The sequence below is a fragment of the Microscilla marina ATCC 23134 genome, assembly GCF_000169175.1.
GTDB classification, from domain to species: domain Bacteria; phylum Bacteroidota; class Bacteroidia; order Cytophagales; family Microscillaceae; genus Microscilla; species Microscilla marina.
Window position 1 is genome coordinate 222,233 of the sequence record NZ_AAWS01000007.1, and the last position, 23,685, is coordinate 245,917.

General features: G+C 37.5%; 24 protein-coding genes. 13 read left to right on the forward strand and 11 right to left on the reverse strand.

Going from position 1 to position 23,685, the window contains the following annotated elements; all coding sequences use genetic code 11:
- Positions 1-145: 145 nt before the first annotated feature.
- Entirely contained in the window at positions 146-958 is an 813-nt protein-coding gene (locus M23134_RS37715) for a leucine-rich repeat domain-containing protein (RefSeq protein WP_002695338.1), read from the reverse strand.
- Between the two features lie 64 nt (positions 959-1,022).
- On the opposite strand from M23134_RS37715, the gene M23134_RS08215 reads away from it, so the two are divergent.
- Positions 1,023-1,241: a hypothetical protein gene (locus M23134_RS08215; protein WP_232296786.1), complete on the forward strand. Its 219-nt coding sequence runs from the start codon at positions 1,023-1,025 to the stop codon at positions 1,239-1,241.
- A gap of 306 nt (positions 1,242-1,547) precedes the next feature.
- Here the strand turns inward: M23134_RS08215 and M23134_RS08220 are convergent, their stop codons facing one another.
- The gene (locus M23134_RS08220; protein WP_002695343.1) at positions 1,548-2,357 is read right to left on the reverse strand and encodes a leucine-rich repeat domain-containing protein; all 810 of its coding nucleotides are present in this window, start codon (positions 2,355-2,357) and stop codon (positions 1,548-1,550) included.
- A 64-nt stretch (positions 2,358-2,421) separates the two neighbouring features.
- Here M23134_RS08220 and M23134_RS08225 point away from each other — a divergent pair, with 64 nt between their 5' ends.
- On the forward strand, positions 2,422-2,640 hold the full coding sequence (locus M23134_RS08225; protein ID WP_232296787.1) for a hypothetical protein: 219 nt from the start codon (positions 2,422-2,424) through the stop codon (positions 2,638-2,640).
- Positions 2,641-2,853: 213 nt separating this feature from the next.
- Here the strand turns inward: M23134_RS08225 and M23134_RS37720 are convergent, their stop codons facing one another.
- Positions 2,854-3,672 carry a leucine-rich repeat domain-containing protein gene (locus tag M23134_RS37720; protein WP_002695344.1) on the reverse strand — a complete coding sequence of 273 codons (819 nt, stop codon included), beginning with the start codon at positions 3,670-3,672 and terminating at the stop codon, positions 2,854-2,856.
- Positions 3,673-3,734: 62 nt separating this feature from the next.
- On the opposite strand from M23134_RS37720, the gene M23134_RS08235 reads away from it, so the two are divergent.
- Entirely contained in the window at positions 3,735-3,959 is a 225-nt protein-coding gene (locus M23134_RS08235) for a hypothetical protein (protein WP_232296788.1), read from the forward strand.
- A 130-nt stretch (positions 3,960-4,089) separates the two neighbouring features.
- Here M23134_RS08235 and M23134_RS08240 read toward each other — a convergent pair whose 3' ends face one another.
- Positions 4,090-4,899, reverse strand: a complete 810-nt coding sequence (locus M23134_RS08240; protein WP_002695346.1) for a leucine-rich repeat domain-containing protein — start codon at positions 4,897-4,899, stop codon at positions 4,090-4,092.
- A gap of 63 nt (positions 4,900-4,962) precedes the next feature.
- Here M23134_RS08240 and M23134_RS08245 point away from each other — a divergent pair, with 63 nt between their 5' ends.
- The gene (locus M23134_RS08245) at positions 4,963-5,181 is read left to right on the forward strand and encodes a hypothetical protein (RefSeq protein WP_232296789.1); all 219 of its coding nucleotides are present in this window, start codon (positions 4,963-4,965) and stop codon (positions 5,179-5,181) included.
- Between the two features lie 65 nt (positions 5,182-5,246).
- Here the strand turns inward: M23134_RS08245 and M23134_RS08250 are convergent, their stop codons facing one another.
- Together M23134_RS08250 and M23134_RS08255 are read right to left on the reverse strand one after the other, a co-directional pair.
- Entirely contained in the window at positions 5,247-6,065 is an 819-nt protein-coding gene (locus M23134_RS08250) for a leucine-rich repeat domain-containing protein (RefSeq protein ID WP_045113214.1), read from the reverse strand.
- A 199-nt stretch (positions 6,066-6,264) separates the two neighbouring features.
- Complete coding sequence (locus tag M23134_RS08255) at positions 6,265-7,194, reverse strand: hypothetical protein (RefSeq protein WP_002695350.1); 930 nt, start codon at positions 7,192-7,194, stop codon at positions 6,265-6,267.
- 154 nt (positions 7,195-7,348) lie between these two features.
- On the opposite strand from M23134_RS08255, the gene M23134_RS08260 reads away from it, so the two are divergent.
- The 3 genes from M23134_RS08260 to M23134_RS08270 all read left to right on the forward strand — a co-directional run bounded on the left by M23134_RS08260 (position 7,349) and on the right by M23134_RS08270 (position 9,175).
- Positions 7,349-7,699, forward strand: a complete 351-nt coding sequence (locus tag M23134_RS08260; protein ID WP_002695354.1) for a cupin domain-containing protein — start codon at positions 7,349-7,351, stop codon at positions 7,697-7,699.
- Between the two features lie 51 nt (positions 7,700-7,750).
- Entirely contained in the window at positions 7,751-8,557 is an 807-nt protein-coding gene (locus M23134_RS08265) for an AraC family transcriptional regulator (RefSeq protein ID WP_002695357.1), read from the forward strand.
- 84 nt (positions 8,558-8,641) lie between these two features.
- Positions 8,642-9,175: a dihydrofolate reductase family protein gene (locus M23134_RS08270; protein ID WP_045113215.1), complete on the forward strand. Its 534-nt coding sequence runs from the start codon at positions 8,642-8,644 to the stop codon at positions 9,173-9,175.
- A 75-nt stretch (positions 9,176-9,250) separates the two neighbouring features.
- On the opposite strand, the gene M23134_RS08275 is transcribed toward M23134_RS08270, so the two are convergent.
- The 5 genes from M23134_RS08275 to M23134_RS08295 all read right to left on the reverse strand — a co-directional run bounded on the left by M23134_RS08275 (position 9,251) and on the right by M23134_RS08295 (position 17,476).
- On the reverse strand, positions 9,251-9,871 hold the full coding sequence (locus M23134_RS08275; protein ID WP_002695361.1) for a hypothetical protein: 621 nt from the start codon (positions 9,869-9,871) through the stop codon (positions 9,251-9,253).
- A gap of 176 nt (positions 9,872-10,047) precedes the next feature.
- A complete protein-coding gene (locus M23134_RS08280) occupies positions 10,048-10,833 on the reverse strand; it encodes a lipocalin family protein (protein WP_045113216.1) in 786 nt (261 codons plus the stop codon).
- 635 nt (positions 10,834-11,468) lie between these two features.
- On the reverse strand, positions 11,469-12,473 hold the full coding sequence (locus M23134_RS08285; protein WP_045113217.1) for a hypothetical protein: 1,005 nt from the start codon (positions 12,471-12,473) through the stop codon (positions 11,469-11,471).
- A gap of 193 nt (positions 12,474-12,666) precedes the next feature.
- Positions 12,667-16,110: a GEVED domain-containing protein gene (locus M23134_RS08290; protein ID WP_002695377.1), complete on the reverse strand. Its 3,444-nt coding sequence runs from the start codon at positions 16,108-16,110 to the stop codon at positions 12,667-12,669.
- Between the two features lie 382 nt (positions 16,111-16,492).
- Entirely contained in the window at positions 16,493-17,476 is a 984-nt protein-coding gene (locus tag M23134_RS08295) for a potassium channel family protein (RefSeq protein WP_002695378.1), read from the reverse strand.
- A gap of 408 nt (positions 17,477-17,884) precedes the next feature.
- Between M23134_RS08295 and M23134_RS08300 the strand changes: the two genes are divergently transcribed.
- From M23134_RS08300 to M23134_RS08325, 6 genes are all read left to right on the forward strand, one after another.
- On the forward strand, positions 17,885-19,003 hold the full coding sequence (locus M23134_RS08300; protein ID WP_002695380.1) for a helix-turn-helix domain-containing protein: 1,119 nt from the start codon (positions 17,885-17,887) through the stop codon (positions 19,001-19,003).
- A 234-nt stretch (positions 19,004-19,237) separates the two neighbouring features.
- A complete protein-coding gene (gene rpsL / locus M23134_RS08305; protein ID WP_002695382.1) occupies positions 19,238-19,618 on the forward strand; it encodes a 30S ribosomal protein S12 in 381 nt (126 codons plus the stop codon).
- Positions 19,619-19,651: 33 nt separating this feature from the next.
- Positions 19,652-20,119, forward strand: a complete 468-nt coding sequence (rpsG, locus tag M23134_RS08310) for a 30S ribosomal protein S7 (RefSeq protein ID WP_002695384.1) — start codon at positions 19,652-19,654, stop codon at positions 20,117-20,119.
- 105 nt (positions 20,120-20,224) lie between these two features.
- Positions 20,225-22,342 (forward strand): elongation factor G, encoded by a 2,118-nt coding sequence (gene fusA, locus M23134_RS08315; RefSeq protein ID WP_002695386.1) that lies wholly within the window; start codon positions 20,225-20,227, stop codon positions 22,340-22,342.
- A 230-nt stretch (positions 22,343-22,572) separates the two neighbouring features.
- On the forward strand, positions 22,573-22,878 hold the full coding sequence (gene rpsJ, locus M23134_RS08320) for a 30S ribosomal protein S10 (RefSeq protein ID WP_002695390.1): 306 nt from the start codon (positions 22,573-22,575) through the stop codon (positions 22,876-22,878).
- 290 nt (positions 22,879-23,168) lie between these two features.
- The gene (locus M23134_RS08325) at positions 23,169-23,528 is read left to right on the forward strand and encodes a hypothetical protein (protein ID WP_002695392.1); all 360 of its coding nucleotides are present in this window, start codon (positions 23,169-23,171) and stop codon (positions 23,526-23,528) included.
- Positions 23,529-23,685 lie beyond the last annotated feature (157 nt).

Consider the following 23,685-nt stretch of genomic DNA (forward strand, 5'->3'; position numbering starts at 1 on the left):
TGTATTTATGATTTTAATTTAGGGACGAGAAAGTGGTAGCTTTTTGATATTATTTTCATTTTAGAACAAGGTAGTTTTGATTGATTAGCTATAGGTGTTATGGAGTTTTTATAATGGATTTAGTCTGTGATTACCTGGAGTTTGATTAAATTATGATTTCTGTGTTGGGTAGCCACTCTGAAAGCTGTGCTTTAAGAGTCTTTGGCAAATTAGTACCTCGTAAATATAATGATTTTAGGTTTTCTAACTGATTTATTTTGGGAGATATGCTTTGTATGGGATTTCCTGTTAGATTAAGTTTTGTTAATGCTTTTAAGTTGCTTATTGAGGGGGGGACTGTTTGTATTCCATTTCTCATAAGCCCTAATTCAGAGAGCTGAGGTAGTTGACAGACTTCCAAAGGAAAGGTGCCATAATGTAGATCGTTTAGTTCTAACTTTTTTAACTTTTTTAGTTTATTGATGTGTTTTGGTATTTTGTCAATATTGCTTTGGGTAAGTATTAATTCTTGTAGGTTTGTCAAGCGAGAAATTACTTCTGGAAATTCGTTGTCAACAACAACACTTAAGGTTTTTAAGCTTTTAAGGTTTTCAAATTCTGGAGGAATTGTTTGTAACCTTCCTTGAATAAGATAGAAAACTTCTAAATTTTGACATTGGCCTATTTGTGTTGGAATAGAATGATTTTTGGGTGATTCTACGCTCATTTCTTTTGTGTTCAAAATGATTTCCTCCATGTCTTCCAACCCATGCTCCCAACAGTGAAAAGGATACCTATGTGCTAGGAATTCTTTTAACTCATCGGGAGTCCCATTTTTTTTCATGCTTTTAAATACCTTATCTAAATCCTTTTGCCATTTTTTATCGGCCTTTTCTTCATAGTCATCGTATATGCTCGAATCTCGGTCAAGCACCAGACTTATTTTTTCTACCCTGCTTTTTCTATTAAATAGTCCCATGAGGTGTGTTTTTTTAAGGATAAGTTTAAGCAAAAAAAAGGGGAAATCAAAAAAAATGTTGCCTATGCACGAGGCATCTTGGTGGAACACCCAGCTCACCCTTAGGATAAAAAACACGGCAGGGCGCAGAACCATACAATTCTTGTATGGTGCAAGTGGAGTGCTGGCTACCTTGCACTATTCGGCTCGTTTTAAGCCGGGTAAACCTTTACCTTGGTGGGCAAACTACCTTAAGGAAAAAACAGAGTGGTTGATTAGTAATTGGGACTTGTTGCCTTGGTAATGTTTGATAGTTTTTGTTGTATTATGTTTGTAGCTTTAGGTTGGTGATTGAGTTTCTAGAGTCTGTTCAGGAACTGTGTCAAAAAAATATAAAGCACTGATAATTAATATGCATTTTTTGAAATAGCACAGTTTACTGAACACTCTCAGTTTTTACAAAAAAAAATCAGTGGATGCCTTTATCTCTAGATTGGCTTAATGTTCAATGTTACTTGTGAAATAATTAATATGAGTTTGTTTCTTTACAAGAGTCAATGTTTTTATACCCTGTAGCTAGGCATTTCAGTATCCATACTTACCTTAACCATTAAAAAATAATTGAAGCATTAGGTAAAGAGTTTCTTAGAAATTCCTTTTGTTCATTAGATAGATTGGCTTTCTTTAAACTTAGGTACTTAAGTTGTTTAAGCAAGCCAATGTTCATTGGAATGTTGGTGATAGGATTATATGCAAGGTTTAATTCTTTTAGCTTGGTTAGATTGACGATAGATGATGGGATGGATGTTATGTTATTTCTAATTAATCCAAGCTTTTCTAAATTAGAAATCTGAGTAATCTCAACAGAGATTTCATCAATATTAGTATGATTGAGCTGTAATATTTTTAGTTGTTTTAATTCAGTTATTTTTGGATGAGGATTCCTAATAGTGCTATGGGTAAGTACAAGCTCTTCTAAACTTTCTAGTTTAACAATTACCTCAGGAAAATCGCCGTCGTAAACAATAGATAGAACTTGTAGTTTGTTTAGTTTTTGAAGTTCTTCGGTAATACTATGTACTCTTCCATATATTACTAATGTGTTTAGGTTTATAAATTGACCTATTTCTGGTGGTATGTATCCTATCTCAGGTAAGTTAACTGCCATTTCTTGAGTGTTTATAATGGTTTCTTTCATGTCAGTGAGCCCGTATTGCCAGCAGTGAAAGGGATAATGGTAGGCTAGAAGGCTTTTTAATTCATCGGGTGTTCCATTCTTTTTGAGATCTTTGAATGCCTTGTCAAAATCTTTCGTTATTTTTTTAATTTTCTTTTGGTCATACTCACGATGAATGTCTTCATGTTGTTTAATGGCTTCATGTATATACTCTACCCTACTTTTTCTATTAAATAGTCCCATGAAGTGTGTTTTTTTAAGGATAAGTTTAAGCAAAAAAAAGGGGAAATCAAAAAAAATGCTGCCTATGCACGAAGCATCTTGGTGGAACACTCAGCTCACCCTCAAGATAAAAAACACGGTAGGGCGCAGAACCATACAATTCTTGTATGGTGCAAGTGGAGTGCTTGCCACCTTACACTATTCGGCTCGTTTTAAGCCGGGTAAACCTTTACCTTGGTGGGCAAACTACCTTAAGGAAAAAACAGAGTGGTTGATTAGCAACTGGGAGATATTGCCTTGGTAATATTTGATTGTATTTTTTACAATATTTTGCTTATTAGGGAGTGTTCATTGAACTGTGCTTTTTGAAGAAATTAATACTGATAATCAATGAGTTAAAATTTATAGATACAATTTTTTGAACGCTCCCGCTTATTATTTTAGTCTGAGATTTTTGTATAAAAGAATGATATGTTTAAATTATTTAATTGAAAGGCTTATGTTCATTTTTTTGGTATTAAAAGGTTATTATTGCATTGGGCAATAGTTTTTTAATATCACTTTTTGTTGTGTTGGATATTTTAGTGTTTTGCATAGAAAGTTTATTCAGCAATTTAAGGTTCGCTATTTCCACTGGAATTTTCTCAATGGGATTTCCAACTAGACTAAGTTTGACTAAATTAGTTAGCTTTTTAATTGTAGGAGGAATTTCTGTAATTTTATTCCCCATTAGGTTTAGTTCTCGCAAGCCTACTAAGTTTATAACAGCATTTGGAAATGATTCGTATCTAACATTGATTAAGTGTAATGTTTTTAGGTTTTTGAGGTTTTTAATAGTTTCTGGTGCCTCTTCCAAATGAAACCCTCCCATTAGCAACTCTTCTAGATTAGTTAACTTTGTAATACTATCTGGGAAATAATTAATAGGATTTCCCCCTAGAATTAATGTTTTTAAGTTTTGTAGTTTGCTTATTTCTTCTGGGATTGTGCCAATAGATTTATATGCTAAGTCTAGTGTTTCTAAATTGGTTAATTCACCTATTCTGGTGGGGACCTGACCACTTTTTGGTAAATATGGACTTATTCTTGTCATATTCTGAACAATCTCTTCCATGTCTTCCAACCCATACTCCCAACAGTGAAAAGGATAACGATAAGCTAGAAATTCTTTTAACTCATCGGGTGTCCCATTTTTTTTCATGCCTTTAAATACCTTATCTAAATCCTTTTGCCATTTTTTATTGGTCTTTTCTTCATAGTCATCGTATATGCTCGAATCTCGGTCAAGCACCAGACTTATTTTTTCTACCCTACTTTTTCTATTAAATAGTCCCATAGTATTTGTTTTTTAGAGGTAAGTTTAGGCAAAAAAGAGGGGAAGTCAAAAAAATGTTGCCTATGCACGAAGCATCTTGGTGGAACACTCAGCTCACCCTTAGGATAAAAAACACGGCAGGGCGTAGAACCATACAGTTCTTATATGGTGCAAGTGGAGTGTTGGCTACCTTGCACTATTCGGCTCGTTTCAAACCGGGTAAACCTTTACCTTGGTGGGCAAACTACCTTAAGGAAAAAACAGAGTGGTTGATTAGTAATTGGGATCAGTTGTCTGACTTATTCTAGGTATGATAGCATAAGGTGAAGGTGCTTGATTGAATATTTATTTGTCTTTGCTTTTGTGAAAACTCAGTTTTGAGAGTTAATGAGTAAATATGGTTTGGTTAATATTTCTAGGTTTTGCTTGGTTTATAAGTTAGAATGTAATTTCTGTATGAGGTAGCCATTTTGGAAGTTGTATTTTGGTTTCCTCTGTCAAATTTGTGTGGCGTATATCCAGTGCTTTTAGTTTTTTTAACCCAGTAATTTTAGGTGAGATTTTCTGAAGAGGGTTGTTGGCAAGTATTAACTTTTCCAAATTCCGTAAGCTTTCTATTGAGGCTGGAATCTCTTCAATCTTGTTATCCATTAGGCCAAGTGTCTCTAGGTTGTTTAATTTTGTTATTTCTTGTGGGAACTTTTCATATCGTGTTACATTGAATTGAAAAATTCTCAGTTTTTTCAGCAGGGAAATATTCTTTGAAATATTGTTTATTTTGCCTTGAGTGAGGATCAATTCTTCTAAATTTTTTAGCCTAGTGATTACTTCAGGAAAATCTCCATCATAAACAATAGATAGAGTATGTAGTTTGCTTAGCTTTTGGAGCTCTTCAGCAATATTGGTTACTCTTCCATAGAGTATTAATGTATTTAAATTTGTAAATTGACCTATTTCTGGCGGTATATAGCCAACTTCGGGCAGATCAATTGCCATTTCTTGAGTGTTTTTAATAATCTCTTTCATGTCAATAAGGTCATACTGCCAACAATGCAAAGGATAACGATAAGCTAGAAATTCTTTTAACTCATCGGGTGTCCCATTCTTTTTCATGCCCTTAAATACCTTATCCAAATCCTTTTGCCATCGTTTATTAGTTTTCTCTTCGTAGTCATCGTATGTACTCGAATCTCGGTCAAGCACCAGACTTATTTTTTCTACCCTGCTTTTTCTATTAAATATTCCCATGGTATTTGTTTTTTAGAGGTAAGTTTAGGCAAAAAAGAGGGGAAGTCAAAAAAAATGTTGCCCATGCACAAAACATCTTGGTGGAACACCCAACTCACCCTTAGGATAAAAAACACGGCAGGGCGTAGAACCATACAGTTCTTGTATGGTGCAAGTGGAGTGCTGGCTACCTTGCACTATTCGGCTCGTTTTAAGCCAGGTAAACCTTTGCCTTGGTGGGCAAACTACCTTAAGGAAAAAACAGAGTGGTTGATTAGTAATTGGGATTTGTTGCCTTGTTAATGCTTGATAGCATTTGTGGCATTTCAAATTAATATTGTATTTTTTTACTCCTGTTGTACTAGTCCTTAAAAAGTTAATGTGGTGTTAGGAAGCCATTTTGATAAATCTTCCTTGATGGTTAGAGGTAAATTTGTTTTATCTAGAGCCAGCCATTTTAGTTTATTTAGACTCTTTATCTCATTAGGGATGCTTTGTAGCGGGTTGTTGGTCATAACAAGTTCTTCTAACTTTTCAAGTAAATTTATTCTTTTTGGTATTTCTTGGATATTGTTTTTCATTAAACCCAATTGTTGTAAGTTTTCTAAGTTTAAGATTTCTTCTGGAAATATTTGAAACTCGTTATTGTTTAGTTGAATAATTTGAAGGTGTTTGAGTTTTGATATGCTTTTGGGTATTTTGCTTAGATTATTTCGTGTTAAAATAAGTTCTTGTAGATTGTTTAGACCTGTTATTGGTTCGGGGAATTTGCTTATCAGGTTATTTCCTAGATTAAGTGTTTTTAATTTTTCCAGGTATTTTAACTCATTGGGTATTATTTCTATGCTGCTTGAAGTTATTTCTAGAATTTCTAGGTGTATTAGCTCCTGTATTTTCTCTGGTATCTGTTTGTTTTCTAAAGTAATTGGTTGCATTTCTTTTGTGTTCAAAATGATTTCCTCCATGTCTTCCAACCCATGCTCCCAACAGTGAAAAGGATAACGGTAGGCAAGAAAGTCCTTCAACTCATCGGGTGTTCCATTTTTTTTCATATCCCTAAAAACCTTATCCAAGTCTTTTTGCCACTTTTTGTTGGTCTTCTCTTCGTAATCATCATATAGGCTTGAATCCCGGTCAAGCACCAAGCTTATTTTTTCTGCTTTACTTTTTCTATTGAATAGTCCCATGATGTTTAGCTTTTCAAACAATTGCCTGAGTTGATGAGTAATGATCAAAAAAACACGCACTTACATACCGTAGGTACGTGTATAGTGTAGAGATTATATAATTCAATTTGATCTGTTTACGTAAGTTTGGTTTTTGGTGTCTAAGCGTACGTTTACTTGTGCATTGGTATCAAAGGACTTGAAGCTAATGAATGACTATTTAACTCGCCAAAGCAAAATCCTGACCTTTGCGATATTTGATAAAGCGTTGTTGATAAAAATCCAACAAGCTTTCAAAGTTTTCTTGATGTGGAATATAGAGGAAATTTAATGCTAAATGTTCAGTTTTGTCTTGGTTTTTGGTGGTTTTTAGGTAATCATCGTTAAAAATCACCTTGAGGTCTTTGCCTTGTAGCAATACAGATTCGAGGTTTTTCCAGGGGAGGTGCAAAGTCTCGCGACCATTATAGTACTTGATTTCTTCGCTATTGGCAGCAAGCATTGGTTCATTGCACCGGGCAAGGGTACGATAGTGAATGATTTTTTTGATAAAACTGACAATGTAAAGCATAAATATGGCTCCCAGCCCTACTTTTACCCATAGATAACCTGCAAAGCTCATCCACAAAAAAGCATACAAGGCTACAGGAGCTAAAATCATGAGCATCAAATCCCGTATTTCTTTTGTCACTTGTTTTTTTTCTACGTAATAAGCCATTTCCCACGGAATTTCTACTACATCTTGCCAGTGTTGATTGTTTGATTGAAGCCCAGCCAATCTTTTTTCTGTTTTTAGGCGATCATCTTGCCCAAGTTGCTTCAATACTTTTCTATCTTTCAAGCCTCGGTTACCGAGCCAGTCACGACGGATGCCTTCTCTTTCGGCAGTGTGTAAATCTTCGGTGTGTAACAGTACCCATAGTTGCCAATGTTGACTGCCTTGGCTTTTGAGTTTTTGGTTGATAAACAACACCAATATTCCATACAAAGGGATAAGCATGTTACTAAGGGCAAACCACCCTAAAAAACGAAGCGCAAACAGGCTGGCAATTACCAGAGTGCTGACCAACATTAGTATTTTAAAGGGGCGTTCTATCATTTTTTGTCCTTGGCGTATTGCCATAGCAGTAGTAGAGTGTTGATTGGTCATGGAGGTATATGTTTAATATGGTCTATGATTTCTTTGCTTCATAACCTCATACAAGGCATGGGTGTAACAGTGGAGTTTTTTCGGCTGTTTTTTTTAAGTAGCAATAACTATATCTTTGGCATTTATGTACAATTGAAATCTGCTATTATTTGAAATGAAAAAGACAAAACAAAATAGCGAACATTATAGCTGGGGCAATCAATGTGAAGGCTGGCACCTGGTCAAAGACCAATCGCTTAGCGTAATACAAGAAATAATGGCACCCTATACCAAAGAAGAGAGACACTTTCATGCGGTTTCACAACAGCTTTTTTTTATTTTAAAGGGCCAAGCAACTTTTGAACTGGATGGCAAAGTAATAAAGTTAACACAGGGAGAAAGTTTGCACATAAAACCCAGGCAAAAACACCAAATACAGAACAATACTGATGAAACGCTTGAGTTTTTGGTGGTGTCGCAACCCACTACACGCGGTGATAGAATGGAGGAGGTAGCAGAAGAGTAATTTTGGTAAGCAAAGGTGCATTCAATTAGTAAAACAAACATTTCTGAGTTTATGATAAATCATCAGGTGGCTTTACATACTCACCACATCACTGCTACTATAGCTACTACCTGGCTTGCCGAGCAGTCACATATAGCAGTCACATCACTTAGTTTGCCTTACCTACAACATGAGCTAATACTCAACCAAGGAGATATTTTTAAGGTGAATGATTCACCAGAAGAACAGCGGGTCATTTATTCTCCTATCACTCCCCAGTGTATCACCACCAAAGCTTACGGTAGGTATCAGGCGCTGGGCATAATGTTTCAACCTGTGGGTATTTATACTACTTATGGTATAAGTGCATTAGATTTTGCCCAATCAAATAGTGCGGTCAGATTATTTGACAAAGCGACCGAACTTGACCAAAGGTTTGCCGAAGCAACAGCTCCGGCAGACAGGCTACAGGTATTGATAAATTTTTTTCAACAAAACACCGTAAACAAACCCTGTCCACCTATTGTGTTGCGTTTTCTTAAGGTGGTGTCATCACTTGCTTGCCAACCCATAGAAATTCAGAAAATAGCCAAAGATTTACACTTTAGCGTCAAACACCTCATTGCCACTTTTAAATCTGTAGTGGGCATTACACCACATAAATATTTACAGTTGTTACAGCTCAATCACGCCTTACAAAAAATGATTGATTGTCCTGATCAAACATTAACCAAAATTGCCTTGGAACACGGCTTTTATGATCAGTCGCATTTTATCAGGGTTTTTAAACGTTATGCAGGCATTAGCCCACTTAAGTTTCGAGCGCAGCAAGCCAAGCAGTCGCATGGGTTTATCAATACCTTGATCAGTAAGGCATAATTCTTTGGGCAGAGGTGCATTTTGTCCAATTTTTATTGGTGAATAGTAGGTTATTTTGTGGCAAAACAAGAACAAAAGATACTTATGCGAAAAGTGAAATTATACATTGCTATCAGCCTTGATGGCTTTATTGCCCGCAAAAACGGGGCACTCGACTGGCTAGAGGGTATTCCTAATCCAAATAAACTGGACTATGGGTATCAGGCATTTTATGATTCTATAGATACGGTATTGATGGGGAGAGTGACTTATAACGAAATATTGGGCTTTGGGGTAGACTGGCCTTATGGCAATTGTCAATCGGTGGTGTTTAGTCGTAATAAATCTTTGAAAATAAGTACACCAAAAACTCAATTGATCAATGAAGCTGTTACAGCTTATGTACATAGGTTGAAACAACAGACCGGAAAAGACATTTGGTTGGTAGGAGGGGGGAACCTACTCACCTCATTTTTAAACGAGGGCTTGGTAGATGAAATGATCATTGCCATTGCTCCTGTAGTAATTGGTGAGGGCTTGCCCTTGTTTCCTAATGTACCTCAAGAAACCACCCTCGAACTGGTCGATACCACTAGCTATGACACAGGGTTTGTAAGTTTGACTTATAGGGTAAACTAAAGCAAATGCCCTTTTGAAGTAGTCTGTCAGACCACTTCAAAAGGGCGTTTGTATGAACAAGTAATGGTGATGCCCTTAATCCAAAAACTTGATGAATTTAAGGTTTTTATCAAACCACCATTTTGCGTCATTTTTAGTGTTTACTATTTCATACCAAGAGCCACGGGCTATGAGTACCTTGAAAATGCGGTTTTCCCCTTCTTTTTCAAACTTCAGCCCTTCCTTTTCCATAATAGGTTGAAAGTCAGCCAGTTTTTTGTCAGTGGCTAGGTGTCGAGTATAAGCCCAATCGTTTTTTGGACTAAAAATCACATAATTTTCAATGCCTCCACAGTCACATTTCTTAAAACCTTCCTTGTTTTGTTTCCACACCTGCTTGCTTACATCCTTACAAGTTTCGGTACGTTTGGTCACTTCTTGCTTTAGTTTGTCAGAAGGGGTAAAGTCTTCTGCTTGCTCAAAGTGTGGAATGTGTTGAGTATAGGCAGAATACATTACTATAGCTGATGCTTTAAATTCGGGTGTGGTAGTGTCTACCTTTGCCGAGTCTGCTTTGGCAAGTTTTTTTAATGAGTCGATGACTTTCAGAGAATCATCAGTGGTATTGTTTGTCGATTCTTTGCCAGAGTTACAAGCTCCTAAACCAAAAATCAGTAATAAACAAAAGAGGGCGTAAACGGGTAAATTTTTATGCATTATTCCAATTGATTTAGTTTTTAAATTCAGGTTATAAAACGGTGTGAAACACCATCTATTACTGGTATGTAAGATGAGTCCTAAAAATAAGTTGAATATGCTATTATAGCACAGCAATGATACCAGTTTTTTTGTGTAAGAGGGCAGGTGTGTAAACAAAAGTGCTGGCATTGCTCTTATTTCACCCGCTCAAACAAAATCTTTTCTCCCTTCCTGTCGTCCTGAGCAATCATCTGGTTTTGGGTAAAATACAATACCGTTACGTTGGTTTCTTTGATCTTTCCTTTTTTTTCACTGGTAAACTGGAGTTTATTTGATCCGTTTACCTTCCAGGTACCATTTTCTTTTTCAATTATATTGTCCAGAGGAGTTTTTAGTTGAGTAGTGCCGTCTTTTTTGAGCAAATACTTGATACCCAAAAGCATGGTTATCCCCCTGCTTTCTACTGCTACAGCTTTCCAGGTTCCGGTAAGCTTCTTTTTATTAATTTTTGCTGTATTGGTATTTTTAAAGTCTTTCAAAATTTTATTGAGTGAGACAAAGTATACCTTCTCACCCGGCTTTTTTTTGCTTTCCAGGACTAGTAAATCAGGAGTAAGCTTTAGTATCTTTTCCGACTTTTCTTTGCCTTTATCATTTGTAGTGATCAGGCGGTCACCTTCTATTTTCCAGCTGCCTTTGATCGCTTTTCCTTTTTTATCTTTCGATGCCATGGCTGCCATCATTCCTCCAATTTTGGTAGAGCCATCTTTTAAAAACTCAACACTGACATTACCAAAAACAATGGCCATCATTTCTTGTTTGGCTGTCATGCTCTTTTTTTTCTCAATGGGCGTATTTTTAAGCATATATTCCATAGACAAATGCCAGGAACCAATAAGGTACGCTTTATTAATTTGAGCTTGAGTGTTCACTACAAAAAGTCCCGTGATGCATACAGTAAGTATAAACTTCAGTTTCATAAGATGAATAATTTAAATGATCAAATGATTTGGTAGTAATAACAATACTCCGCAGTGATTTTAGTCAAAGTTGTTTGCTGGTTCTCAGTTATTTACGAATTTAAAAACTATTTAATTGGGTGTTTGGGCGTAAAACCGACACACTTTTAAAAATAAATTGAGTAAGCAATCTTAATATAAAATACTGGTTTACAGTATTTAACAAGGTAAACATTTACTCGAATCAGCTATCGACTATCGACTAAATACTATGGACTATTGAATAAAGAAGCCCTGCCAAATCATTCTGCTAGATGTAAAAAGTTTCTTAGGAACGTGTTCAAAATAGGTGTCCAGATTTTGGTTAAAGGCTCAAAGCTGACTGCGGCATTTAGCCATCGGTTTTTGCGGGCAAGGCAACATCCGAGGGATGTTGAGCCAGACCGTGGGACGGTACCACGGACAATAAAAATAACAAAAGGCAGTAATGAGAACCGCAGAACGAAGTTCAAGCTCTGCGAAGCTAATTTATTCTAAACCGGACAGCTTCAAAGTCCCGATTTCTTATCGGGGTTATTGTTGAGGGCTATGCCCGAAATCCCGTTTACGGGGCGAACATGTTCCTTAACTGGTTAACGGGATTTTTCTTCATCAGATTACGAAGATTTTACAATCTGCCCATTGGGGGTAATTTGATAAAAAGAAGCTCCTTGTTCGCCCATTTCCTGACCACTGGTGGTAGAGTGCCAGGTATTCGATATTTTACCATTGGCTTGTATAGTGATGTCACAAGCTTGGTTATAACCAGCCATCATGTGGCCACCTCCCATAAAACCTACAACTTCAATGGCAACTGCCTTGCCCGATTTACGATTAAAAGTGTTGAGTACTATAGATTGAGAACTGCGGTATCCTCTGATGTATAAAATACCAACCAGGTCGCTACTTATTTCGAAGTATCCAATATTTTGAAAGTTTTCTCCCTCAATAGCATCCTTAATCAACAAATTTAAGCCGCTTTTGTCCATTGCCTTAAAAGTACTGTATTGCTGACTGTTTACATTGACAGGGTATTCAAACTTTTTGATTTTACTTAGGTAAGCTTCCAGTGCTGAAGGTTTGACTATTTTCATTTTAAAAATTTTCCCCTCCTTATAAGATTTTATCTTCACACTATTGTCAAACTCAAGCCATACTTCAAGTGTAGTATCATAGCCTTTCCATTCCTGACGTACTACTACTCTTGCTTTATTGTCTTTGAGTACAATGCCTGCCAGGTTTGGGGTATATTTAACATCGGTTTTGGTGCTCAAAAAACGTTTGGCTTCAGTAGCAATGGCTTTAGGGTGAGTGTTTTTCATGGTAATCCACTGATCTACTGAGGGAGCGAAGTTGTCTTGAGCGGCTGCCTCATAATTACCATTGGTAAGGTTGGCAAAGTAGCTTTTTACTACATTGATTACTTGGGTTGTTTTTTCGTCAGGCGTATCATACTTAGTCGCAGGTGCTTGATTGTCATCTTCTTCTTTTTTTGTAGCAGTGTTTCCCAATGTGTCGCTTTGAGTGTTGGTAGTGGTGTTATTAGTTTGCTCGGTTGATTTTGTGCCACATGACCAGAGGAAAATACTAAGTAAAAGGCTTAAAGTAAGATGCTTTATCATTTTATCGTAGTTTTTTGTGGGTGAAATATTTTAAAAGCAAAATACTTATTTATAATTAAAGCGAAAGCCTTTGTTAGATTAAATCAATAGTAAGTTCAAATAAAAAAAGGTTGCCCCCTATGAAAGAGAACAACCCTAAATGACAATGCTCAAACTAAATAGTTACCGTGAGCACATCACTAAAAAGTATCAATTATTTGTATAGTACCTTAAGTACTTTTTTGCCTTCGTTGTGTCTGATTACCACCAAATACAACCCAGGCTTTAAACCACTAAGGTCAATTTCTTGTTTAAACTCCCCACCAACAGTTTTGAGTGAAGCTTTTCTCAAGCCTGCACCATTTGTGCTGGTTATTACTATATCTACTTTTGAATCTTCCTCTACGTTTCCTGTTACAGTTATTTTACCAGTAGTAGTAGGGTTAGGGTAAGTCGAAAACTCTGACGCTACATCAAAATCAGTAGTTCTACTGGCAAGACTTCCTGCAGCTTGGATGTCTACTGTATAGTCTTCTATTTTACCATAGATAAAGTTAGCACAAGAGGTGCCCGTTTGTAGGTCCTGACGCATAATTACACGCATTCTGGTTTTACCTATTCTGGCATCTTGTGGGATACGTATTTTCTTTGACATACGTGTTTCAAATCTACCACGCTTGGTTTGGTATACTCGCTCACCTGCATCATCAAAGTCACCATCGTGGTTATAATCAATCCACACCTGGAACTTCTGAAGGAATAAGTTACGTATTTTTAACTTATATTTTCCACCCTGAGCCACACTTGCCGTAAGGTTAGTAAAATCACTAAATGCATCACCAAACTGTAGTCCGCTGGTGTTTTTAATTCCGGCAAACTTTACTTTACTGTGGAAGAAGCCAAAGAAACTTGACGGAGTACAGTAAGTTTGGGATTTTTTAGAGGCACTGAAATCACTTGATCCGTACAAGCAATTGGCCCTTACCTGAAACTCGTAAGTACAGCCACTGCTCAAACCATTGAGGTCTAAAGAAGCATTTGTTAAACCATTTTCAGTGATCCACTCGGTGGCACCTTGTAAACGGTAACGTACATCATAAGATTGGGCGGTGTATACTGCGTCCCAAGTCAAAGTAGTAGAGTTCAAAGTAATATTAGTGTTGCCAAGGTTTTGAGCTAGTGCACAAGCTACATTTACCAGGTTAGCACTGTATACACCATTACCGTGAGTAGCTACTGCTACCAATCCATCAGATGCACGGGTTTTCACCATCATAGTTACTACATTGCCCAACACATCGCCACCTTCTCGGTTCCACACAGTATTTGCTCCATCAAGCTTGGTAGTAGAGAACAGTCCAATGCTAGTACCTACAAAATAAATAGGGGCACCTACAGTGGGGCGGTGTACCGAAATCCAACGAACCGAAGGACCATTTCCAGTTCCATCAGCGTTTTGCTCAAGGTTACCACTTACATCTGTCCAGCTATCTCCTCCATTTTCAGTATAAAATACACTTGGGATACCATAATTAGAGAATGTAGCATATACTTTATTTGAATCTACTGGATCGGCAGTAATTGAACTTACAGAACCGTCAGGCAAGCCCTTACCAGTAAATATATCGATTGTACCCGGCTGTCCTACAGCAGCATTAGGTACTTTATAAATTTCTCCACCACCTGCTTTTCCATAGTACAATGTTCCGTTCACTGCCACATCTAACGCTGATGTAAAGAAGTTAATTCCAAGGAAGGTGCTATCTAAACGTTCCCAGTTGTTATAGGCAAATATGGGAGTGCCATCAGGGAATGCTCCAAAAGAGTCCTTATTGTCCAAATCTGGATTACGGTATACACCACCATCAGCTAAGAAATACATCCTTTTGTAGTTGGTGCGATCCAGGATAAAAGGATTAATGAATAGGAAAGCATTGGCTGCCAAAGGTGTTACAAAAATAAATGCATTGGTAGTGTCTCCTTCTTCTTGACGCAAAGTACGACCAAGCTGAGAACTTACATAACGAACGTTGCTGTTAGGCTCAATGGCGTTATAAGAGCCATCACCACTGTTGATATTTGCCCAATCAGCATTAGTGGCTTTTGAGTTGGTTATCCAGGTTGAGTTATCCTGAAAACCAGCAATAATACGGTTATCATTGGCAGTGATTGGGTCAATAGAAATAGCGTAAGGCTGAGTAGTGAAGTAACCATTGTTCAATGACTCCCAAGCAACTGGTTCAACCCCTGTTGTATCGTTTTCTAAAATGTTTTCGGTGCGACTCAAGCCTCCATCATGTCCTGTAACTACTCGGTTGGGGTTCGATGGGTAAAACATCATCACGTGGTTGTCAGGGTGATGGTTGGTGTATAGAGTTATATTGTTGAGTGGAGAGTAACCACCTATCCAGGCATTGGTAGTGGTATCAGCAAACCCATTGGTAGAGCGGTAAATATTCAAGCTACCAAGAAAAACAACCTCAGCATTGTCAGGCTTAATTCTTACGTATTGGTTGTAGTTAGCTTGTCCTAAGTTTCCTACATTACCTCCAAATGCAGGTAAATTTGCCGTAAGGTCTGTCCAGGCACCACCGTTTCCAGTAGTTCCATCACCATTACCTTCACCGACAGTGTATATATATTTAAACAAACTATGTCCACTTACTCCTGCACCTGGGGTGGTAGCGAAGAAATAAACAATATTTTCGTCAGATTGAGCAATATCAAGTACTACACGCGCAAAGTTAGCGGGGAATGCAGCTGGAGTAATACTGGTCCAATTGGCACCATCAGTAGAGCGGAATATACCATTGTTAGGAGCTCCGCCTGCCTGAATAGTGGCATACATTATACCAGTAGCGCTGATTTCAATGTCGTTCAACGCAGTACCAGCACCTGGCAATACATTAGTCCAGGTAGTACCACCATCAGTAGATCGCTTAATTCCATTAAGTCCAGCTACGTACACATCACCGTTGGTAGGGTGTACACGTACTCTAAAATTGAGTTGAAAATCAGTGTTAAGTACAGTAAGGTCGTTAGAGGTAGTACTTGGTAACAGTATCCAGGTAAGGCCACCATCAGTTGATTTAAATACACCACTACCATAAAAGTTAGCTCCAAAAGCACGGGCAGAGTTTCCTACTGCTTCGCCTGTTACATAATACCATACATTGGTGTTGGTAGGATCTTGGTAAATGTCAGTAACACTTTGTCTTTCCGATACACCAGTTACTTTGCTCCAGTTGGCACCACCGTCAGTAGAACGCCACATACCTCCCGAAACACCACCTGCAAGGAGAATATTTTCATCATTACGATCAATAGCCAACGCGCGGGTACGCCCTCCTACATTGTAAGGACCTCTTTGCTTCCAGTTTTCTATTGGAATAACCGTAGAAGACTTGGTTCTGTTTCGTTTTTGATTTTGCTTCATTTCCAAGGCAAATGTTAACTCCGCTTCCCGGCTTAGTATGTTGCCGTCTGGACCTTTTAACATCAACTTGTTATAGTCACTTTTTTGTTTGCGTGAGCCTTCTTTAGCTCGCTTTTTAATTTTTTGCAGTACTTGTTCTTGGCTCACCTGGGCCAATGCCTCAAATGAAAACCCTAGCGTAAGCAGGCTAAGCAGTACAATGTTCTGTAAAATACGTTTCATATAAATATATTATTGTGATAATTATTGAATTCCCACAAAACTATATGATTACATGTATAGATAAAGAAATTGAAGGGTATACAAAAAGTAAACACAGAGAAAAAAAATAGTGCCACTTTTTTGAAAAAGCCTTTTAGGTAGAAAACAATTGGGAAAGTAAATATGGGTAATATCTTGACTGTCAAAATCTTGTATTTAATCTACAGGTAAACATAGATGTAAACACGCTGTGTTTGGAAAAAACACTACAAAAAAATAATCTGTATAGTCAAAAATTGATAATAGAACTGGGCAGTTCAATTAATCTTATCAAATAAAAGAAGAAGGGTGGTTGATAATACAGGCAACCTACCCGATTTGTTCAGGTAGGTATACGTGTATATTACAGCATAAGTTTCTTAGTTGTGTAGTAATTTGCAAAACTTTTAATTTGATCTTCAGTGCCCAATACAATCATTACATCCCCATTGGTAATTTTAGTGCTGGGGTGAGGGTTGATCATAAAACTTCTTTTTTCTCCTGCCTTGAAAGCCATAATGGTAGCACCACTTTTTTTTCTAATATCTAAGTCCATAATGCTTTTTTCGCGGAAGTTTTCCTTCATATCCTCAAAGCTAAACTCCTCTAACTTAAGCTCACCTGTTCCACTGATCATATCTAAAAACTCGACTACCCCTGGCTTGGTAATCAGGTTGGCCATATAGGTGCCCCCAATCAAGTCGGGGCGTACCAATCGGTTGGCACCCGCTCTTATGAGTTTACTTTCAGCACTTGTTTCATTGGCTCTAGCCACAATATTAATTCCCGTATTCATTTGTCGTGCAGTAAGCGTTACAAAAACACTGTCAGCATCTTTGGGTAGCGTTGTAATCAAAGCCTGGGCACGTTCTACACCCGCTGTTTTTAGTATTTCATCGTGTGTGGCATCCCCTTCTATGTATACAATTTCACTGGGAGCCAACTCTTTGAGTAGTTCAGGGTCTTGTTCCACCACTACAAAAGGAATGTTATTTTTTTGAAGTTCTTCACAAGCCCTTATACCGTTTCTACCAAATCCGCACACAATTACATGGTCTTTCATTTTGTTTACCTTCCTTATACTATTGTAGTTATTCAAAATTTCACGAAGTTCTCCTTCAAACAAGTAAGTGGTTAGCACAGAGGCAAATAAAGCAAATATCCCCAGGTTTATTACGATGTAAAAAGAGGTGAATAACCTGCCAGCATCAGACAGAGGGTGTACTTCGGTAAACCCAACTGTTGCAATAGTAATGACAGTCATGTAAAATGCATCAATAAAGGTATAGTTTTCTTCAATAAACATAAACCCACTTATACCAATACCTATGCTCAACAGAAAAAGCAAGCTAACTTTTATAAGTTTATTTAGCCTTCTGTCAACCCTTATATAATGATTTAAGCTATATTTCACAGTACGTAGCCAAGTTAATAACATTTTCTAAATCCATTAAACACCCCATAAGACATTAATTGTTAAATGCGAGATTCTACGAGGTTTTTGCAGGACACATTTGTTAAAGCTAAATAAATTTATCAACAATTTAATCTATTGAATTTTTTCATTAGAATCGCTAAATTACAAATATTACTCAAATGATATGAATGCTGGTCTTTACTTATCAGTAAAAAATATACTATTTACGCATTTGATCTGTTTTTACTTCTAATAAAGTGTGTAACAGAAAGCAACTGTAAGTCATAGATAATGAGTTATTTATTAAAGCTACAACGTCAGTGTTAAATTCCTGTAAGAATGATCAATTATTGGGCAATATTTTTTTTAATAGCAGCTGGGCAAGGTCTTTTTCTCTCCTTGTTGTTGTTGTTACGCAATGTATCTAAAAATTTATTTTTAGCCCTGTTGATCAGTTTATTCTCTTTAACCATAGGGCATTATGTGACGTTTTGGCTGGGGCTTTTTTCCAAGTATCCTCATCTTATAGGCTTGTCTGCCACTTTACCTTGGCTATTTGGTCCTACACTATACCTCTATGTAAAACAAACAGGGCATCAGGCCAGGGTTAAACGCTCGTCAGTATTACATTTTGCTGTGTTTTTTTTACACTTTTTGTACTTAACTCCTTTTTATACCTCCAGTGCAGTTAACAAGTTGACAAAAGCACAAGACACCACATTATACAGCACCTATCAGCTCATTATTAACTGGGGGCAAACCATTTCTTTACTTTTTTATGCAGCACTTATTCTATATACTGTATTGTACAAAAGTAGTAAGAGTCGTAGTAAGTCATTGTTATATATGAGTGGTTTATTTATTGCTTTTTCAGTGAGTCACGCCAGTTATTACGTAATGGTTTACGGCTTTCATTATGTGCAAATCTATGATTATTACATTTCTGCTTCTATGGCATTGTTTATTTATTGGGTAGGTTATATAGGGTTTATCAAACCAGAAGCCCTCGATGGAGAAACTACGACTCATCAAGCAGTAACTCTTCCCGCAAATAAACCAGCCAAATATGCTCATTCAGCCCTTAGTGACCTTCATGCCAAACAACTGTTAGATCAACTAAAACAACTGATGCAAACCGAAAAGCCCTACTTAAACCCTGCACTCAAAATGAAAGAAATAGCAGATCAAATGGGGATTTCAGGCCATCACTTATCGCAGATTCTTAACGAATATGCAGAACAAAACTACGCAGACTTTGTCAATAGCTATAGGGTAAACGAAGTAAGGCAAAAACTTCGTAATCCCCAATATGCGCAGGAAAAAATCATTGCTATAGCCTATGATGCAGGGTTTAATACCAAAGCATCGTTTAATGCACACTTTAAGAAGCAAACCGGACTATCTCCATCTGCTTATAAGCAACAGTTCCTGGGTGAAACCTTGCCCAAAAACAACTAAATACTGTGGAGGGTTATATTGTATAAAATGAAGAAGTCTCCCTGCCACGCCAATACTTCCTTTTGAATATAAAATCCCTTATTTTCTGCCTCTACCAAAGACCATAAGCCGATAGAAACTTGTTGCTTATACAAAAATTAAAATTAATACATTTTGAATAACTAAGGGTTTTTTCTACATTTGCACTCCAAAAAAATTCAGTCTCACGACGATTTTATTAAATTGAATGTGTAAATGCCTACTATACAACAATTAGTAAGAAAAGGGAGGAAAACGTTAACGAGTAAATCAAAATCTCCTGCTTTGGACAGATGTCCACAACGCAGAGGTGTATGTACAAGGGTTTACACTACTACTCCCAAAAAACCAAACTCTGCCATGCGTAAAGTTGCGCGTGTGCGTCTCACCAACGGAAAAGAGGTAAACGCCTATATCCCTGGTGAAGGACATAATTTGCAGGAACACTCTATAGTTTTAATTAGAGGTGGAAGGGTAAAAGATTTGCCTGGTGTACGTTATCACATCATACGAGGAGCGTTAGATACCGCAGGTGTGGAAGGTCGTTCGCAAGGAAGATCTAAGTACGGGGCAAAAAGACCAAAAAGTAAAAAATAGGTTAGTAGCCGCTAGTATCTAGTAGAAAGAACAATGAGAAAAAGAAAACCGAAAAAACGCTATCTACTCCCTGATCCAAAGTTTCAGGATGTATTGGTAACCAAGTTTGTAAACTATCTGATGGAAGATGGTAAAAAAAGTCTTGCTTATAGTATCTTTTATGGTGCTTTAGACTTGGTTCAAGAGAAAACAGGCGACAGTGGTCTTGAAATGTGGAAAAAGGCCTTGAATAATGTAATGCCCGGGGTAGAAGTTAGAAGTAGAAGAGTGGGAGGAGCTACCTTCCAGGTGCCAACCGAGGTTCGTCCTGAAAGAAAAGTTTCTTTAGGAATTAAATGGATGATAAGCTTTGCACGAAAACGCGGTGAAAAAACAATGCACGAGCGTTTGGCAGCTGAAATTATAGCTGGTGCTAAAAATGAAGGTGGAGCTGTAAAGAAGAAAGATGATACTCATCGTATGGCTGAGGCTAACCGAGCATTTTCACACTTCAGATTTTAAAAAATATTTTCTTAGCTGGTCACAAAAACAACAAAAATTGGGGGTTAGTTATTATTATTTTAGTAACTAGCCTCTAATTCTATTATTTAGCTTCTTATATACAAAATGGCTGATTTAACGCTCTTACGCAATATCGGTATCATGGCACACATTGATGCTGGTAAAACTACAACGACTGAACGTATCCTGTATTACACAGGATTAACCCACAAAATTGGCGAGGTTCACGATGGTGCTGCTACTATGGATCACATGGCGCAGGAGCAGGAAAGAGGTATTACCATTACTTCTGCTGCAACCACCACTAACTGGAACTACCCAACTGTTCAAGGCGAAAACATTCCTGGCACTAACACTTACAAAGTTAACATCATTGATACTCCTGGTCACGTTGATTTTACTGTAGAAGTAGAGCGTTCTCTGCGTGTATTAGATGGTGCTGTGGCTTTGTTTTGTGCTGTTTCTGGTGTAGAACCTCAGTCTGAAACTGTTTGGCGACAAGCTGATAAGTATCTTGTACCACGTATTTGTTTTGTAAATAAAATGGACCGTGCAGGTGCAGATTTCTTTAATGCCGTAGCAGACATTAAAGACAAATTGGGTGCTAACCCTGTTCCTCTGCAAATTCCTATTGGAGCAGAAGATGAATTCAAAGGAGTGGTAGATTTGATTACCAACGAAGCCATTGTTTGGAACGAAGAGGATCAAGGAAAAACCTACAAAGTAATTGATATTCCTGAAGATTTGAAGGAAACTGTCTCTGAGTGGAGAGGTAAATTAGTAGAGAGTGTTGCAGAGTATGATGATGCGTTGATGGAGAAGTTCTTTGAGGACGAAAACTCTATTACTAAGGAGGAAATGATGGCAGCCATCCGTAAAGCAGTAATTGACATGTCTATGTCTCCTGTAATGTGCGGTTCTGCCTTCAAAAACAAAGGAGTGCAAGCATTGTTAGATGCTGTGATTGCCTTCTTACCTAGTCCTTTAGATTTGCCCGATGTTGAAGGTGAAGATCCTGATACAGGTGAAACTATCACTCGTAAAGCGGATTCAACAGATGCTTTCTCTGCATTGGCATTTAAAATTGCCACTGACCCTTATGTTGGTCGTTTGTGTTTCATACGTGCATATTCTGGGAAATTAGATGCTGGTTCTTATGTAACTAACATGCGTACTGGCAAAAAAGAGCGTATCTCTCGCTTGATGCAAATGCACGCCAATAAGCAAAACCCGATTCCTAGTGTAGAAGCTGGTGATATTTGTGCTGGTGTAGGTTTCAAAGACATTAAGACAGGTGATACCTTAGTAGAAGTAGGTAAGCCAATCATTCTTGAGTCTATGAGTTTTCCTGACCCTGTAATTGGTTACGCTATTGAGCCTAAAACTCAAGCGGATGCTGATAAACTGGGTACTGCAATTGCCAAATTGGTAGAGGAAGATCCTACTTTGACTGTTCAGACAGACGAAGAAACTGGACAAACTGTACTAAGAGGTATGGGTGAGCTTCACTTAGAGATTATCATGGATCGTATGAGACGTGAATTTAAGGTAGAAGTAAACCAAGGTGCTCCTCAGGTAGCTTACAAAGAAGCCTTGACTAAGTCTTTTGATCACAAAGAGGTATATAAAAAGCAAACGGGTGGTAAAGGTAAATTTGCCGATATTCGTTTCGAATTGAAGCCTCGTGAAGATGGCAAGCCTGGTCTTGAGTTCTTGAACGAAATTAAAGGTGGACGTATTCCTAAGGAATTTATCCCATCTATTGAAAAAGGATTTACTGAAGCAATGAAAAATGGTGCTTTGGCTGGTTACCCTGTAGATTCAATGACAGTTCGTTTGTATGACGGTTCTTTCCACGATGTGGATTCTGATGCCCTTTCTTTTGAAATGGCTGCCCGTCTTGGGTTCAAAGTAGCAGCAAAACAAGCTGGTGCTAAAATAATGGAACCAGTTATGGCAGTAGAAGTAACTACTCCTGACGAGTATACCGGACCTGTAAATGGTGACTTGAACAAACGTCGCGGATTGATGAAGGGAATGGATGCTAAGGCTGGTGCTCAGATAGTAAAGGCTGATGTGCCTTTGTCAGAACTATTTGGTTATGTTACTGACCTTCGTACGATTTCTTCAGGACGTGCTTCTGCAAGTTTGACCTTCTCTCATTACGACTTTGTGCCTAACAACATTGCCGAAGAGGTAATTACAAAAGCCAAAGGAGAGTAGATTATCAGATAGAATTATATATTGGGAAGGCTTATCATAAGTCTTCCTTTATTATGAGTTGATGACAATGTCATGGTTGTTGTAAAACTCTTTATACATACATAACCGCCGGATTTCCGGCTAACATTACCCAGACGGGGTGCCGTTATCTTTTTTATTGGATGTTTTGGCTACCCGTATGGTTTAGTAACTGTAATAAGCGCGGATAGTTTTAAACGCTTTTAAAAGAGATGACGCAAAAGATCAGAATCAAGTTAAAGTCTTATGACCACAATTTAGTGGACAAATCTGCTGAAAAAATTGTAAAAGCAGTAAAGGCTACGCAAGCAGTAGTAAGTGGACCAATTCCATTGCCTACTAAAAAAGAGATATTTACAGTATTGAGATCACCTCACGTAAATAAAAAATCTCGTGAGCAGTTTCAACTGTGTACACACAAACGTTTGGTAGATATTTATTCTCAAAGCTCTAAAACTGTAGATGCTTTGATGAAACTAGAGTTGCCAAGTGGTGTAGACGTAGAGATCAAAGTTTGATCTGCTACTACTATAAAATATAAGAGTCAGGTATTTATTTACCTGACTTTTTTTGCTTTAGAGCTATTTAAATGTTCGTATTTGAGGGGCTTTGTGATAAATATATAATACAAGTTGATATCGTAGAAATCCTTCATTTTTAGGCAAATACAGTAGATATACCTAGATAAAAAAACGAGTGTTTTTGCGTATTGTGTGATCAGTATATTATATTGATATTTGTATTATCCAGCCTCTCAAGGATACCAGCCAGCTGTGTAGTGAACCTAACCACTAAAACATCGACGAACATGATAGTAGCTATTTTTACACCCAATGCCTCTCACCTTGAAGCCCATAACGCAACCTCTTCTATTATTAATGCCTGTGTACAGGCAAAGTCAGGCGAAAGCATGAACGTAATATCTTGGGAAGCGTTGGGACCTGATGTATTGATCGCTGAATTGATTCCTTTAGGCGATGGACCTTATAAATTGACTGTAACTATTAATCGTCCTACAAAACAAGCGCTATTAGTTAATATAGATGAATTTATTGAAGGACAATGTGCTACAGTGATTATAAAAGATGAGCAGGGCCATACAACAAACTATTTAGATGGCACACAATTAGACTCTCAAATTTGCAGTGAGCTTCCGGCATATAGTTGATGCTTTGTAAGGCTTATTTCTCGTGTGTTACCTGTTCACCTTTGCCAAGGACTTGCGACTAATGTGTAATGGATGATATGTTGAATGAATCATTTACCTTAAGTGGTGGTTGTTTTGCATTTACTTATCGTTAGAAAAGCGTTTGATTGACTGATGG